Origin of the sequence: Frigoribacterium sp. CFBP9030 (assembly GCF_034045195.1) — a bacterium.
GTDB lineage: Bacteria > Actinomycetota > Actinomycetes > Actinomycetales > Microbacteriaceae > Frigoribacterium.
Genome location: NZ_JAXCWG010000002.1, coordinates 378,558 through 393,220, shown reverse-complemented (window position 1 = coordinate 393,220; position 14,663 = coordinate 378,558). Strand labels below are relative to the sequence as shown.

At 70.0% G+C, this 14,663-nt stretch carries 12 protein-coding genes; 6 read left to right on the top strand and 6 right to left on the bottom strand.

The features are described from left to right. Nucleotides 1-10: 10 nt before the first annotated feature. Nucleotides 11-1,177: a septation protein SepH gene (sepH, locus tag SOM13_RS04035; protein ID WP_320478949.1), complete on the bottom strand. Its 1,167-nt coding sequence runs from the start codon at nucleotides 1,175-1,177 to the stop codon at nucleotides 11-13. A gap of 197 nt (nucleotides 1,178-1,374) precedes the next feature. On the opposite strand from sepH, the gene SOM13_RS04030 reads away from it, so the two are divergent. Continuing rightward, the gene (locus SOM13_RS04030; RefSeq protein WP_192060270.1) at nucleotides 1,375-1,665 is read left to right on the top strand and encodes a DUF4193 domain-containing protein; all 291 of its coding nucleotides are present in this window, start codon (nucleotides 1,375-1,377) and stop codon (nucleotides 1,663-1,665) included. Here the strand turns inward: SOM13_RS04030 and SOM13_RS04025 are convergent. Further along, the gene (locus SOM13_RS04025) at nucleotides 1,640-2,095 is read right to left on the bottom strand and encodes a DUF3093 domain-containing protein (protein WP_192060271.1); all 456 of its coding nucleotides are present in this window, start codon (nucleotides 2,093-2,095) and stop codon (nucleotides 1,640-1,642) included. The genes SOM13_RS04030 and SOM13_RS04025 overlap by 26 nt on opposite strands. Before the next feature lie 38 nt (nucleotides 2,096-2,133). On the opposite strand from SOM13_RS04025, the gene dut reads away from it, so the two are divergent. From dut to dxs, 5 genes are all read left to right on the top strand, one after another. Then, nucleotides 2,134-2,610 carry a dUTP diphosphatase gene (gene dut / locus SOM13_RS04020; RefSeq protein WP_414655440.1) on the top strand — a complete coding sequence of 159 codons (477 nt, stop codon included), beginning with the start codon at nucleotides 2,134-2,136 and terminating at the stop codon, nucleotides 2,608-2,610. After that, entirely contained in the window at nucleotides 2,607-3,317 is a 711-nt protein-coding gene (locus SOM13_RS04015) for a DUF3710 domain-containing protein (RefSeq protein WP_320478948.1), read from the top strand. The genes dut and SOM13_RS04015 overlap by 4 nt, the downstream gene beginning before the upstream one ends. A gap of 7 nt (nucleotides 3,318-3,324) precedes the next feature. Next, nucleotides 3,325-4,077 carry a DUF3159 domain-containing protein gene (locus SOM13_RS04010; protein ID WP_320478947.1) on the top strand — a complete coding sequence of 251 codons (753 nt, stop codon included), beginning with the start codon at nucleotides 3,325-3,327 and terminating at the stop codon, nucleotides 4,075-4,077. A gap of 158 nt (nucleotides 4,078-4,235) precedes the next feature. Further along, nucleotides 4,236-7,064 (top strand): aconitate hydratase AcnA, encoded by a 2,829-nt coding sequence (gene acnA / locus SOM13_RS04005; protein ID WP_320478946.1) that lies wholly within the window; start codon nucleotides 4,236-4,238, stop codon nucleotides 7,062-7,064. Nucleotides 7,065-7,190: 126 nt separating this feature from the next. Continuing rightward, nucleotides 7,191-9,143 (top strand): 1-deoxy-D-xylulose-5-phosphate synthase, encoded by a 1,953-nt coding sequence (dxs, locus tag SOM13_RS04000; protein ID WP_320478945.1) that lies wholly within the window; start codon nucleotides 7,191-7,193, stop codon nucleotides 9,141-9,143. Nucleotides 9,144-9,225: 82 nt separating this feature from the next. Here dxs and SOM13_RS03995 read toward each other — a convergent pair whose 3' ends face one another. From SOM13_RS03995 to SOM13_RS03980, 4 genes are all read right to left on the bottom strand, one after another. Next, nucleotides 9,226-11,352: a 3-hydroxyacyl-CoA dehydrogenase NAD-binding domain-containing protein gene (locus tag SOM13_RS03995; protein ID WP_320478944.1), complete on the bottom strand. Its 2,127-nt coding sequence runs from the start codon at nucleotides 11,350-11,352 to the stop codon at nucleotides 9,226-9,228. Further along, nucleotides 11,349-12,554, bottom strand: a complete 1,206-nt coding sequence (locus SOM13_RS03990) for a thiolase family protein (protein ID WP_192060278.1) — start codon at nucleotides 12,552-12,554, stop codon at nucleotides 11,349-11,351. The genes SOM13_RS03995 and SOM13_RS03990 overlap by 4 nt, the downstream gene beginning before the upstream one ends. A gap of 73 nt (nucleotides 12,555-12,627) precedes the next feature. Then, nucleotides 12,628-13,956 carry an HRDC domain-containing protein gene (locus SOM13_RS03985; RefSeq protein WP_320477161.1) on the bottom strand — a complete coding sequence of 443 codons (1,329 nt, stop codon included), beginning with the start codon at nucleotides 13,954-13,956 and terminating at the stop codon, nucleotides 12,628-12,630. A 17-nt stretch (nucleotides 13,957-13,973) separates the two neighbouring features. Then, nucleotides 13,974-14,570 (bottom strand): DUF3000 domain-containing protein, encoded by a 597-nt coding sequence (locus SOM13_RS03980; protein WP_320478943.1) that lies wholly within the window; start codon nucleotides 14,568-14,570, stop codon nucleotides 13,974-13,976. Nucleotides 14,571-14,663: the final 93 nt, after the last annotated feature.

The window sequence follows — 14,663 nt, the reverse complement described above, 5'->3', positions numbered from 1 at the left end:
GTCGGACCACTCACTTGTCGTCGTCCGAACGCGCTCCGAAGACGATGTCGTCCCAGCTCGGCATCGACGCCCGGCCGCGGCCCTTCTTGCCGCTCGACGAGAGCGGCGTGACCACGGGGGGCATCGGGTTGGCACGGCGGGGTCGGCCGGTGCGGGCTGCGCCCGGCAGGGGATGCGCAGCAGCCGACGAGTCGTCGTCGCGGCCCTGCTCGGCGTCGGGTCGGGCGGCGGTCGTGTCCGTCGAGCCCTCGGGCAGTCCGAAGTCGTCGAGAGGCACGTCGATGACGCGGATGGATCCCGCCGCCGGGTGCTGCGGGGCGTCGTCGTCGGAGAAGCGCGCTGACTCCCGCTCGCCCCGTCGGCGACGGAGGGCCTCGAGCAGATCGGCCGTCTGGTTGTGCGAAGTGGCCGGGTCGGGCGATCGGTTCGTGGCCGCGAGCGAGGCGGCCGAGCGGGCGTCGCTCCGATGACGCTCGGGCTCGACGACCCGGGGGACCTCGATCTCCACGTCGGCCTCGGGGGTCGTGTCGACCATGAACGCGCCGCTGTCGAAGCGACCCGGGGTCGATCCCGAGTCGCGGTCGACGGCCCGGAGGCGCGGTGCGAGAGGGCCGACGTCCTCGCGATGCTGAGAGAGGGTGTTGGCGTCTCCGCCGGCGGGGGCGAGGAGGAGCTTCTTGGGATCGAACCGCCAGGTCGCGTCTCGCGAGACCTCGCGGGTCACGTACGAGACGTGGACCAGCCAGCCCTGCTCGACGTCCTTGTAGCTGGTCCACGAGCGGTCCGATGCCTCCGCCGTGTCCAGGCGGGCTTCGATCACCCCTCCGAAGGTGGACGGGCCCGAGTCGCCGTCGTCGTCGCCGGCCACCGTCACCGGGACGGCCATCGCGGTCTCGAGCACGAACGCGCGCTCGGCGAGGACGGGACCCTCGAATCGACGGATGTAGTCGAGGTCGGCTCCGGTGACCGCGGAGGTCTGCTCGGACGAGAGGCCGGCGCGGATGTGCGCCTGGATCTCGCGAGGTGGCGCCTTGCGCTGGGCGGGGGAGCCGTCGGGCGCGGCGGCGCGCAGATGCGTGTGGAGCGAATGCGTGACCGGGAGGCGGTACTCGCTTCCGCCGTCGGTCGCCACGAGCAGCGCACCGCTCTCGACTCCGATGACCCTCAGATCCTGCATGTAGCACGCCTTTCGCCGTCGTGATTCGCCCGTAAGACTCGCACGTCGAGGGCCTCCGACCGGGGAATAGAACGGGCGTGCCGCCAGTTCTTTCGAGGCGCCCGGGAGGCCCTGCCGACCGGTTTGCTATTCGGGAACGAGTCATGCAAACTGTGCGCGCCGAATTGGGTACACGAACGTAATAGAACTGGATGGGCATGGCAACCGACTACGACGCACCTCGCAAGAACGACGACGACTCGGAGTCGATCGAGGGGCTCAAAGAGCGGGTCCCCGACAAGATGACCGGCGTCGTCGACGACGACGCCGACAACCCGGGCTCGTTCGAGCTCGCCGGTCAGGATCTCTCCGACCTCGATCTCGACGTCGTCGTCCTGCCCCCGCAGCTCGACGAGTTCACCTGCGTCGAGTGCTTCCTGGTCAAGCACCGTTCGCAGCTCGACCACGAGACCAAGCTCGGGGCTATCTGCCGGGAGTGCGCCGCCTGACGGCCGTCAGCCGGTCGACGATCTCGTCGGGCCGACGGGTCGAGACCAGCCAGTAGGGAGCCGGGTCCGACACGTCGGTCAGTTCGATCCGGACGACCGGCTTCACCCATCCCCGGAAGAGGGTCCATGCTCGTGCATCGAGCAGGGGCCCTCTTTGTGCTGTGGCGGCGGCCCCGCGGTAGGCCGTCACGTCTCCGATCTCGTGGGCGTGGAGGCGCGCGCGACCCGCCGAGAACCCCTCGTCGTCGATGGTCAGCACGGGCGAGCCGAGGAGCAGCGCCAGCACGGCCGCCACGTAGAAGACGATCGCCATGACCACGCCCACCCCGACGTTGATGGGCAGGAAGACCAGGAGCGTCGCCGGCAGCAGGAGCGCCGAGGCCAGGAAGACGGTGACCGGCGGCGACAGCCGCTCGCGGTAGTTGTGCATGGGTCCATTCGACCAGACTTCTGGACTACCCTCGACACGTGACTCAGACCCTCGACGTCCAGATCGCGGTCGACGGGGCCCTCGGCTCCGCGTTCGTCCCGCGCTATTCGCACCCCGGCGACGCCGGCGCGGACCTCCTGTCCACCGAGGCGATCACCCTCCGGGCCGGTCGCCGGGCTCTCGTCGGAACGGGGGTCCGGATCGCCCTCCCCGACGGCCACGCCGCCTTCGTCGTCCCGCGCAGCGGCCTCGCGGCCAAGCACGGCATCACGGTGGTGAACAGCCCCGGAACGGTCGACGCCGGCTACCGCGGCGAGATCAAGGTCGCTCTGCTCAACACGGATCTCGACGCCGATCACGAGATAGCGGTCGGCGACAAGATCGCCCAGCTCGTGATCGTGCCGGTCGTCCGAGCGGACTTCCTCACGGTCGAGACCCTCCCGGAGAGCGTCAGGGGCGACGGCGGCTTCGGATCCACGGGATACGCACACGAGACAGGAACGGCATCAGCATGAGGAAGTCCAAGCGCGCGCAGCAGGCCGCCGAGGTCGCCATCGACATCGAGCAGGTCGACGGAGACGACGTCGAGATCGATGTGAGCGGTCTCGACGAGGTCGAGGTCTTCGACGACTCGAAGTCCGCACCGGCCGATCGCGCCGAAGAGGGTCCGCTCGACGAGACCGAGGCTAACCCGGTCAGGCCCTACGTCGATCTCGGCGGTGTCAAGATCGTGCCCCGTGAGGGCCTCCACCTCCGCCTCGAGGTCGAGGAGGGCAGCAAGCGGGTCGTGGCCGTCGGGCTCGACTTCGCGAAGTCGACCCTGCAGGTGCAGCCGTTCGCGGCCCCGCGCAGCGCAGGTCTCTGGAACGAGATCCGCGGTCAGATCTCCGAGCAGATCCAACGCCAAGGAGGCGCGACCACCGAGATCGACGGACCCTTCGGTCCCGAGGTGCGCGCCGAGATCCCGGTCATGGGCGGGGACGCCGGGCACACGCGTCTCGCGCGCTTCGTCGGGGTCGACGGCCCCCGCTGGTTCCTCCGAGGGGTCATCGCCGGCGACGCGACCGTCGACGACGACGCCGCGGCCAAGATCGAAGAGCTCTTCCGCAGCATCGTCGTGGTGCGCGGCTCGAACCCGATGGCGCCCCGCGACCTCATCCCGTTGTCGATGCCCAAGGCCGGGCCGACCGACGCACCGGGCACCACGCCCTCCCAGGTCTGAGGCCGGCATGACCGACGACGACCGCACCGGGATCGGCGCGGAGTCCCCGTCCGACGATCCCCGCGTCTCCCTCGCCGCGCAGCTGCGGGCGGCGGCGAGCAAGGCCGGCATCGGCCAGGTCGCGCCGGGCGAGGTCCCCACGGCTGGAGCCCTGCTCTCGGCCATCGGAGGCGTCCGCGGGCTCGCCGAGTCGATCCTGCCGGGTCTCGGATTCGTGGTCGTCTACACGCTGACGGGGAGCCTCGTACCCTCCGTGCTCATCCCGGTCGGCGTCGCGGTCCTGTTCGTCGTCGCCCGCATCGTGCAGCGCGGCCCCGTGGCCCAGGCTCTGGCCGGCGTGTTCGGGATCGCGATCTCGGCTGCCATCGCCCTCCTCAGCGGACGGGCCGAGGGCAACTTCATCCCCGGTCTCGTCGTCAACGTCGTGTCCCTCCTGGCATTGCTGGTGAGCATCGCGGTGCGGTGGCCCGTCATCGGCATCATCGTCGGGCTGCTGACGAACGAGGGGAGCGCCTGGCGAGACGACAAGGCCAAGCGCCGGGTCCTGGTGCTGACCACGTGGCTCTGGTGCGGGCTGTTCGCGGCACGACTCGCCGTGCAGCTGCCTCTCTTCTTCGCCGGGCAGATCACCGCCCTGGCGACGACGAAGCTCGTCATGGGCGTCCCGCTGTACGCGGCGGTCCTCTGGGTCACCTGGCTGCTGGTGCGGACGGTCTACCGGGCGCGTCTCGAGGCCGACGCGGCCCCGGGCAGGCTCTGAGCGGCAGCCGCTCAGCCACTCGGTGGTAGGTTTATCTTGACATCGAGATAAATCGACGACGTCGGTCATCGGACGGTCCGCGGACTTAGGCTTGCCTCGCTGGTGCGGCATCTGCCCAGCGACCATGATGACGACGGAGTCAGCAAGGGAGACGGCACGTGTCTGCAATCAACAGTTTCGGTTCGAAGGATTCACTGAGGGTCGGCGACACCGACTACGAGGTCTACCGCATCGATGCGGTCGACGGGGCCGACAAGCTCCCGTTCAGCCTCAAGGTCCTCCTCGAGAACCTGCTCCGCACCGAAGACGGTGCCAACGTCACAGGCGACCAGATCCGCGCCCTGGGCTCGTGGCAGCCCTCGGCCGAGCCCGACACGGAGATCCAGTTCTCACCCGCACGCGTGGTGATGCAGGACTTCACCGGGGTCCCCTGCATCGTCGACCTCGCGACCATGCGCGAGGCCGTGTCGGCTCTCGGCGGTGATCCGACCAAGATCAACCCCCTCGCGCCGGCCGAGCTCGTGATCGACCACTCGGTCATCGCCGACCTCTTCGGCAGCGAGAACGCCCTCGAACGCAACGTCGAGATCGAGTACGAGCGCAACGGCGAGCGGTACCAGTTCCTCCGCTGGGGGCAGACGGCGTTCGACGACTTCAAGGTCGTCCCGCCCGGAACGGGCATCGTCCACCAGGTCAACATCGAGTACCTGGCCCGTGTCACCTACAGCCGCACGGTCGCCACGGCGGACGGCGGCAGCGTGCTGCAGGCCTACCCCGACACGCTCGTCGGAACCGACTCGCACACCACCATGGTCAACGGCCTCGGCGTGCTCGGCTGGGGCGTCGGCGGCATCGAGGCCGAGGCCGCGATGCTGGGTCAGCCGGTGTCGATGCTCATCCCGCGCGTCGTCGGCTTCAAGCTGAGCGGCTCGATCCCCACCGGCGTCACCGCCACGGACGTCGTCCTCACCATCACGCAGCAGCTGCGGAAGCACGGGGTCGTAGGCAAGTTCGTCGAGTTCTACGGCGAAGGGGTCGCTCAGGTGCCCCTGGCCAACCGCGCCACGATCGGCAACATGAGCCCCGAGTTCGGCTCGACCGCGGCGATCTTCCCGATCGACGACGTGACGCTCGACTACCTGCGTCTCACCGGTCGCAGCGAGGAGCAGATCGAACTCGTCGAGAAGTACGCCAAGCTGCAGGGGCTCTGGCACGACCCGTCGACCGAGCCCCTCTTCAGCGAGTACCTCGAGCTGGATCTCGCGACCGTGGTCCCGTCGATCGCCGGGCCGAAGCGCCCCCAGGACCGCATCGAGCTGACCGAGTCGAAGTCGCAGTTCGAGATCGATCTGGGCTCGTACGCGACCACCGACCACACGAGTGTCGACGCCGCGGTCGAGGGCACCTTCCCGGCCTCCGACCCGGTCGGTCTCACGGCGGAGGACGACGCGACGGAGCCCCCGACGCACATCCACACCTCGCACGCCCCCGCCAAGACCTCGAAGCCCACGCCGGTGACGCTCGAAGACGGTCGCGAGTTCACCCTCGATCACGGTGCCGTCGCGATCGCGGCCATCACGTCGTGCACGAACACGTCGAACCCCTCCGTCATGCTGGCCGCGGGTCTCCTGGCACGCAACGCCAGCCAGAAGGGCCTGAAGGCGAAGCCGTGGGTCAAGACCACCCTCGCACCCGGGTCAAAGGTCGTCACCGACTACTACGAGAAGGCCGGTCTCACGACCTACCTCGAAGACCTCGGCTTCTACACGGTGGGTTACGGCTGCACGACGTGCATCGGCAACTCCGGCCCTCTGATCGACGAGATCTCGACGGCCGTGCAAGACAACGACCTCGCCGTGACGGCGGTCCTGTCGGGCAACCGCAACTTCGAGGGGCGGATCAACCCCGACGTGAAGATGAACTACCTGGCGAGCCCCCCGCTCGTCATCGCCTACGCGCTGGCCGGGTCGATGAACTTCGACTTCGAGAACGACGCCCTCGGTACCGACGAGGCCGGCGGAGACGTCTTCCTCCGAGACATCTGGCCCGATGCCGCCGAGGTCCAGAAGACCATCGACGAGTCGATCGACACCGACATGTTCACCCACGAGTACTCCGGGGTCTTCGACGGGGACGAGCGCTGGCGTTCGCTTCCGACGCCCACCGGCGCCACGTTCGAGTGGGACGACGAGTCGACCTACGTGCGGAAGCCCCCGTACTTCGACGGCATGACGATCGAGACCACGCCGGTCACCGACATCGTCGATGCTCGCGTCCTCGCCAAGCTCGGCGACTCGGTCACGACCGATCACATCAGCCCGGCGGGCTCGATCAAGGTCGACAGCCCGGCGGGTCACTACCTCGCGGAGCACGGCGTCGACCGCAAGGACTTCAACTCCTACGGATCGCGTCGTGGCAACCACGAGGTGATGATCCGCGGCACCTTCGCCAACATCCGTCTGAAGAACCAGCTGCTCGACGGCGTCGAGGGCGGGTACACGCGCGACTTCACGCAGCCCGACGCCCCGCAGTCGTTCATCTACGACGCGAGCGCCCGCTACCAGGATGCCGGCACGCCGCTCGTCATCCTGGGCGGCAAGGAGTACGGCTCGGGTTCGTCGCGCGACTGGGCGGCGAAGGGCACGAGCCTCCTGGGCGTCAAGGCCGTCATCACCGAGAGCTTCGAGCGCATCCACCGCTCGAACCTGATCGGCATGGGTGTCGTCCCCCTGCAGTTCCCGGCGGGTGAGAGCTGGGAGTCCCTCGGGCTCGACGGCACGGAGTCGATCAGCATCTCGGGGCTCACCGAGCTCAACGAGGGCACGACGCCCAAGACCGTCCACGTGGTCGCGACGCCGAGCGACCACTCGCCCGAGGGCAAGTCGGTCGTCGAGTTCGACGCCGTCGTCCGGATCGACACCCCCGGCGAGGCGGACTACTACCGCAACGGCGGCATCCTGCAGTACGTGCTGCGCAGTCTGGTCTGATCCCTCGCCCCGCGAGACCCCCGGGCCGCCGCCGATCCGCGGCGGCCCGGGGGTCTTTCCACGCTCCGCACACCCCTCGTGCCTAGACTGGACCGATGCCCTCCGGGGCGTGGAAGGGAAGCCGGTATGAGCCTGCTCGAAACGATCAGAGGACCTCGCGACCTCGACCGCTTGACCGACGACGAGATGATCGAGCTCGCGGGCGAGATCCGCAGATTCCTCGTCGCAGAGGTCTCCAAGACCGGCGGTCATCTCGGCCCCAACCTCGGGGTCGTCGAGCTCACGTTGGCTCTGCACCGGGTCTTCCACTCGCCGCATGACGCCATCGTCTTCGACACCGGCCACCAGTCGTACGTGCACAAGCTCCTCACCGGGCGCCAGGACTTCAGCATGCTGCGCCTCCGGGGCGGTCTCGCGGGCTATCCGCAGCGCTCCGAGTCCGAGCACGACATCGTCGAGAGCTCGCACGCCTCCAGCTCGCTGTCGTGGGCCGACGGCATCTCGCGCGCCTTCCAGCTCACCGGGCAGTCCGACCGCCACGTCGTGGCCGTCGTCGGCGATGGCGCTCTGACCGGCGGCATGACGTGGGAGGCCCTCAACAACATCTCCGACGACAACGACCGTCGGCTGATCATCGTCGTGAACGACAACGGCCGCTCGTACGCGCCCACCATCGGCGGCATGGCGCGGTTCCTCAACACCGTGCGGACGAGAAGCACGTATCGCGACATGCATCGTGGCAGCCGTGCCGTCTTCGATCACCTCGGGCACCCCGGTCGCGCCTTCTACCGCGGGGTTCGGGGCGGGCTGCACGGGTTCCTCAGTCGATTCACCAACAACGAGGCGCTGTACTCGAACCTCGACATCAAATACGTCGGCCCGGTCGACGGTCACGACCAGTCGGCGATGGAGGAGGCCCTCCAGCAGGCCAAGAACTATGGCACCCCGGTGATCGTGCACGCCATCACCGAGAAGGGCCGGGGCTACGATCCCGCGCGGGCCGACGTGGCCGACCAGTTCCATGCGGTGGGGCAGATCGACCCCGAGACGGGTGAGCCGCTCGCTTCGGCGGGCGCCCCGTCGTGGACGTCCGTCTTCGCCGAGGAGATCGTCTCGATCGCCGAGCGGGACGAGACGGTGGTGGGCATCACGGCGGCCATGCTCCGTCCGGTGGGTCTGCATCTCCTCGCCGAGCGGTTCCCCGGCCGGGTGCTCGACGTCGGCATCGCCGAGCAGCACGCGGTCACCAGCGCCGCCGGGCTCGCGTTCGGCGGGCTGCACCCGGTGGTCGCGCTCTACGCGACCTTCGTCAACCGGGCGTTCGACCAGATCCTCATGGACGTCGGGCTGCACCAGGCCGGCGTCACGTTCGTCCTCGATCGGGCGGGTGTCACGGGCCCCGACGGGCCGAGCCACCACGGCATGTGGGATCTCGCACTGCTGCAGATCGTGCCGCACATCCGTCTGGCGGCCCCGAGAGATGCGACGCGCCTCCGCGAAGAGCTCCGCGAGGCCGTGGCCGTCACCGACGCGCCCACCGTGGTCCGTTTCTCCAAGGGCAGCGTCGGCACCGAGCACGACGCGATCGAACGACTCGACGACGGTGTCGACGTGCTGCATCGCGGTGATCGGGCCGACGTCCTGCTCGTCTGCGTCGGCCCGATGGCCTCCGTCGGTCTCGACGTCGCCGCGCGCCTCGCCGATCAGGGCATCGGCGCCACGGTCGTCGACCCGCGGTGGGTCGTCCCCGTGGCGCGTTCGGTGATCGATCTCGCGGCGGAGCATCGACTCGTCGTGACCATCGAGGACGGCGTGCGCGTCGGCGGCATCGGGACGCGCATCCGACAGGATCTCCGTCAGGCAGGCGTCGACACTGCGGTCACCGAGCTGGGTCTCCCAGACGAGTTCCTGGCGCACGGTTCACGAGCCGAGATCCTCGAGGAGGTGGGGCTCACCCCGCAGGCCATCGCCCGCGACGTGGTGGCTCAGGTCCTCGGGAGCAAGATCCCCGTGGCCCGACCGCTGACCGACGGTGCGCAGGCCGACGCCACCGGTTCCGGTCGCCTCCGCGACCAGTAAGCGACACGCGGGCGTCCCCGCCTCGACCGACGACGGCCCCGCTGCTCGAGAGCAGCGGGGCCGTCGTCGTCGACGCGGAGGCTCAGCCGGCCACACCGCGGATCACGGGTGAGTGGAACGTCGTGCCCCGGACGCGCTCGGTGGCGCCGACCCGGTCGAGGTACGGCGTGAGCCCGCCCATCTGGAACGGGTAGCCCGCCCCGAGGATCAGACACAGATCGATGTCCTCGGCTGCGGAGACCACGCCGTCGTCGAGCATGCGCCCGACCTCGTCGGCCAGGCCGTCCTCGATGCGGATCCGGAGCTCGTCGGCGGACAGCGCTGTGCCCTTCCCCGCTGTCAGCGCCACGGCCTTCTTGTCGAACCCCTGGCGTCGGCCCTTGGAATCGCGGTCGAGGATCCGCCCGTGGTCCGCCAGCCGGTGGAGGGCCTCGCTGGCGTGGAACCTGTCCGGGAACGCGGCGTGATGGGTGTCGAGCACGTGCGCGCCGACGGTCAGTCCGACGAGCTCGAGCAGCTCGAACGGGGTCATCGGGAGCCCGAAGGGATCCATCGACCGGTCGACGACCTCGAAGGGGGTGCCCGTCTCGACCGCGTGCATGGCCTCGCCGAGGACCTTCGCGAGTATGCGGTTCACGACGAACCCCGGGGTGTCCGCCGTGATGACCGCGTTCTTGCGGAGGACCTTGGCCGTCACCATCGCGGTGCTGAGCGTCGCCTCGTCGGTCTTCGGGGTCTTGACGACCTCGATGAGCGGCATGACGGCGACCGGGTTGAAGAAGTGGAAGCCGACCAGACGCTCGGGGTGCTGCAGCTCGGCGCCGATGGCCTCGACGCTCAACGACGACGTGTTCGTCGCGAGGATCGTCGTGTCGGAGACGATCGCCTCGACGTCGGCGAAGACCTTCTGCTTGACGGACAGCTCTTCGAAGACGGCCTCGATGACCCAGTCGCAGTCGGCGAAGTCGCTGAGGTCGGTGGTGCCGGTGACCAGCGCCTCCAACCGGTTCGACTCGTCGCTCGTGATCCGGCCCTTCGTTGCCAACTCGACGATGTCGGCTCGGATCCGTGCGACACCGGCGTCGACGCGCCCCTGATCGAGGTCGGTGATGACGACGGGCACGCGCAGACGTCGGACGAAGAGGAGGGCGAACTGGCTGGCCATGAGCCCCGCACCCACGACCCCGACCTTCCCGATCGCGCGGGCGACCTCGGGGGAGGGGGCTCCGGCGGGCTTCTTCGCGCGCTTCTGGACGAGGTCGAACGCGTACATGCTCGCCTGGAACTGATCGCCCGAGACGAGATCGGCCAGCGCCTCGTCCTCCGCCGCGAAGCCGGTCGCCCGGTCGGTGTTCTTGGCGGCCTTGAGCAGGTCGAGGGCCGCGTAGGGCGAGGCCGCCACGGTGCCGATCTTCGACTGCAGCGACTTGCGGGCGATCGAGATGGCGGCATCCCACTTGACGGCCCTCTCGAGCCGCCCGGGGACGTTCGGACGCTTGACCGCGATGCGCCCGGTCACCACGCCGTCGGCCCAGCGGATGCTGTCTTCGAGGAACGACGCGGGTCCGAACATCTCGTCGACGATGCCGAGCTCGAGAGCCTGCGCGGGCTTGAGGGTGCGGTTGTTCTTGAGGGGGTTCTCGACGATCACGCGCAGGGCGTTCTCGATCCCGATGAGGTTGGGCAGGAGCCACGCGCCGCCCCAGCCGGGGATGAGCCCCAGGAACACCTCGGGCAGCGCGATCGCCGCCGCCGACGAGTCGACGGTGCGGTAGTCGGCATGCAGCGCGATCTCCACCCCGCCGCCGAGCGCCAGTCCGTTCACGAACACGAACGTGGGCACGCCCGCGTCGTGCAGCTTGCCGAGCACCGCGTGGCCCTGCCGGGCCAGCTCGAGCCCGACCTCGCGGCTCGGGATCTGCCCGACCTTGCTGAGGTCCGCCCCCGCGGCGAGGAAGTACGGCTTGCCGGTCACGGCGATGGCGGCGATCTCACCCCGGGAGGCGCGGGCCCGGAGGGCGTCGAGGGTCGCGCCGTACTCGGCCAGCGTCGCCGGCCCGAGGGTGCTCGGTCGGGTGTGGTCGCGGCCGTTGTCGAGGGTGACGAGGGCCAGCACGCCACCGGACGGCATCGGCACGTCGCGGACGTGCGAGTGCGTCACGACCTCGTCGGCGGAGAGGGCTGTCAGGGTCTCGAGGGCCGTCGTCATGCGCGGGCCGCCTTTCGCGAGTAGTGCGGGTTCTCCCAGATGACGCTGCCGCCCTGACCGAGACCCACGCACATGGCCGTCAGGCCGTAGCGGACGTCGGGTCGCTGCTCGAACTGGCGCGCGAGCTGGATCATCAGGCGGACCCCGCTGGAGGCCAACGGGTGCCCCACCGCGATCGCACCGCCCCACGGGTTGACCCGCGGGTCGTCGTCGTCGATGCCGAAGTGGTCGAGGAGCGACAGCACCTGCACCGCGAAGGCCTCGTTCAGTTCGAAGAGCCCGATGTCGTCGATCGACAGGCCCGCCTTGCGGAGGGCCTTCTCGGTGGAGGGGACGGGTCCGATGCCCATGATCTCGGGTTCGACGCCTGCGTAGGCGAAGCTCACGAGTCGCATCTTGGGGGTGAGGTCGAGCTCGTCGGCCGCCTGCTGCGAGGCGAGGAGGCTGACGGTCGCTCCGTCGTTCAGCCCGGAGGAGTTGCCGGCGGTGACGCGGCCGTGCGGCCGGAACGGCGTGCGGAGCGCGGCGAGACCCTCGAGGGTCGTCTCGGGGCGCGGCGCCTCGTCACGGGTGGCGAGACCCCAGCCCTCGTCGGTGGCCACGGCCACGGGCACGAGGTCGGGTTGGATGTGGCCGGCGTCGTAGGCCGCGGCCAGCTTCTGCTGAGACCGCATGGCGTAGCGGTCCGACCGCTCCTTCGTCAGCTGCGGGAACCGATCGTGGATCCGCTCAGCCGTGTTTCCCATGTTGAGGGCCTCGCCGCTGACGATCCTCTCGGCGACGAACCGCGGGTTCGGGTCGGCGTTGAAGCCCATCGGGTGGCGGCCCATGTGCTCGACGCCCCCGGCGATGGCGACGTCGTAGGCGCCGAACGCGATGCCCCCGGCGAGAGTCGTGACGCTCGTCATGGCCCCGGCGCACATCCGGTCGATCGCGAAACCGGGGACGGACTTCGGCAGACCGGCCAGGAGCGCGGTCGTCCGCCCGAGGGTCAGACCCTGATCGCCCTGCTGGGTCGTCGCCGCGATGGCGACGTCGTCGACGCGGTCGAGCGGCAGGGACGGGTTGCGTTCGAGCAGACCCCTCATCGCCTTGACGACGAGATCGTCCGCCCGGGTCTTCCAGTACATGCCTTTGTCGCCGGCCCGCCCGAACGGGGTGCGTACCCCGTCGACGAAGACGACATCTGTTCTCTCGGCCACATTGCCTCCAGTGCTCGGATCTGGTCCGATCCTAGGGACGACGCCTGCCGGGCGGAGAATCCTTCGCGGATGTCTACGAAGTCGCGCCGTCGCCGTCCTCGGGCTCTTGGTGGGCGTCGACAAAGGCCTCGGCGAGCGGTTCGGCCACGGCGTCGATCTGCCAGCGTCGGGCGCCGAGCGCCTCGAGCGCCGCCGCGACGGCGTCGGTCTCGAACGGGATGGGCGGCTCCCAGGCGAGACGCCGCAGGTGCTCGGGGGTCAGCAGGTTCTCGACGGGCATGTCGAACGTCTCGGCGATCTCGGCGATGCGCGGGCGCGCGAACCGGTAGCGGGCGTCGGCCATCGGGTTCTTGTCGGCCCAGCTGCGGGGCGGCGGCAGCGTCTCCGCCGCGGGACCGCGGGTCGACGGGAGGTCGGTCGTCGCGAGGCCGCGCTCGATGGCGCCCCACCAGCGGTCGAGCTCGCTCCGGCTCGCGCGTCCGACGAACTCCCGCAGACCCGCCAGGGCGCGCTTGTCGGCGGGCATCGCCTTGGTCGCCGCCACCAGCGACGAGTCGGGCACGAGTCGACCGGGTGCGGTGTCGATCTGCCGCGCGTACTCGTCGCGGGCCAGCCACAGCTCACGGGCGACGGCCAGACCGCGCGTGCCCCGCACGGTGTGCAGTCCGGTGAGACGACGCCAGGGGTCGACCTTCGGCGGCTTCGCCTCGCGCGCGACCGTGGCGGCGAACTCCTCACGCGCGATCTCGAGCTTGCCGGCGTCGACGAGCCGCGCCTCCATGGCGTCCCGCAGGTCGACGAGCAGCTCGACGTCGAGGGCGGCGTAGACGAGCCAGCTCTGCGGAAGCGGACGCGTCGACCAGTCGGCGGCGGAGTGCTCCTTCGCCAGGTGGACGCCCAGCAGCTGCTCGACCACGGCGCCGAGCCCCACTTTGGGCAGCCCCGCGATCCGGGCCCCGAGCTCGGTGTCGAAGACGGTCGCGGGGTCGAGCCCCACCTCGCGGAGGCACGCGAGGTCCTGGCTGGCGGCGTGCAGCACCCACTCCTCGTGGCCGATGACCTCCTGCAGCTCGGCGAACGAGCCGATCGCGGGCGGGTCGAAGAGGAAGACCCCGGCGCCGCGACGGAACACCTGGATGAGATAGGCCCGCTGCGAGTACCGGAAGCCGGAGGCGCGCTCGGCGTCGATCGACACCGGCCCCGTGCCGGAGCGGATCGCCTCGACCGCTGCGAGGTACCCCGGCCGGTCGGCGATGACGTCGACCCTGCCGTGGAGGTCGTCGGCGGTCGTCAGGACGCTCGGCGACACGGAGACCACGGGCTGATCGCCCCCGGACGGGTCGCCTGCGCTGCCGACGACGCCGGAGTCGACGCTGCGGGATTCGGATGCGGCGGGGTTCATGGTCGTGTCCTTCTGGTTCAGTCCCGACCGACACGCCGCGACGCGAGGAGGGTGACGCCCTCGACGGTCGGCGGGAGGCCCGCGAGCGTGCAGATCAGTTCGCCCCAGGCCTCGATGTGGGGGCCGAGGTCGGTGCTGGTGGGGCTCCACGAGGCGCGCAGCTCGAGCAGGGCGCCGTCGCCGTGACGGGCCAGCTCGCCATAGCCGGTCGAGAGCAGCTTCGTGGCGGTGCCCGAGGCCGAATCGTAGGCGGCGCCGCGGGCGTCGAGCGAGTCGACCAGCCACGACCAGGCGACGTCGGCGACGAAGGGGTCGAGGGCGAGGTCGGTCTCGAGGGGAGCCTGGGCGAAGCAGACGACCCGGAAGGGCCCGCCCCAGGCCTCCGGTTCGGACGCGTCGTGGAGGAGGGTGAAGCGTCCGGTGCCGAGGTCGGAGTCGGCCCGGCCGTTCGCCCCGACCACGTCGCCGGCGAGAGCCAGCGAGTTCGGAGCGATGCCGCCGGGTGCGGGGATCTCGGTCACGGCGAGGTCGTCGCGGGTGGCTGCTCGACGCACCGCGTCGACGGCGTCGATGAACGCGGGCGCAGGCGACGGCGTCGAGAGATTGTCGGACACGTGTGCAGACTAGGCTCCGAGCAGACCGTCAGGCAGACGGCACGCCGCGTCGGGCTGCACGACGGGCGTCGGCCGTCCGCGCCGGTCGCCCCG

Bases quoted from the DNA above. Each gene is read 5' to 3' on its own strand.
- sepH (WP_320478949.1), bottom strand. From the start codon at position 1,177: ATGCAGGATCTGAGGGTCATCGGAGTCGAGAGCGGTGCGCTGCTCGTG.
- SOM13_RS03995 (WP_320478944.1), bottom strand. From the start codon at position 11,352: ATGACGACGGCCCTCGAGACCCTGACAGCCCTCTCCGCCGACGAGGTC.
- SOM13_RS04015 (WP_320478948.1), top strand. From the start codon at position 2,607: ATGAGGAAGTCCAAGCGCGCGCAGCAGGCCGCCGAGGTCGCCATCGAC.
- SOM13_RS03985 (WP_320477161.1), bottom strand. From the start codon at position 13,956: ATGAACCCCGCCGCATCCGAATCCCGCAGCGTCGACTCCGGCGTCGTC.
- SOM13_RS04010 (WP_320478947.1), top strand. From the start codon at position 3,325: ATGACCGACGACGACCGCACCGGGATCGGCGCGGAGTCCCCGTCCGAC.
- dxs (WP_320478945.1), top strand. From the start codon at position 7,191: ATGAGCCTGCTCGAAACGATCAGAGGACCTCGCGACCTCGACCGCTTG.
- SOM13_RS04030 (WP_192060270.1), top strand. From the start codon at position 1,375: ATGGCAACCGACTACGACGCACCTCGCAAGAACGACGACGACTCGGAG.
- SOM13_RS04025 (WP_192060271.1), bottom strand. From the start codon at position 2,095: ATGCACAACTACCGCGAGCGGCTGTCGCCGCCGGTCACCGTCTTCCTG.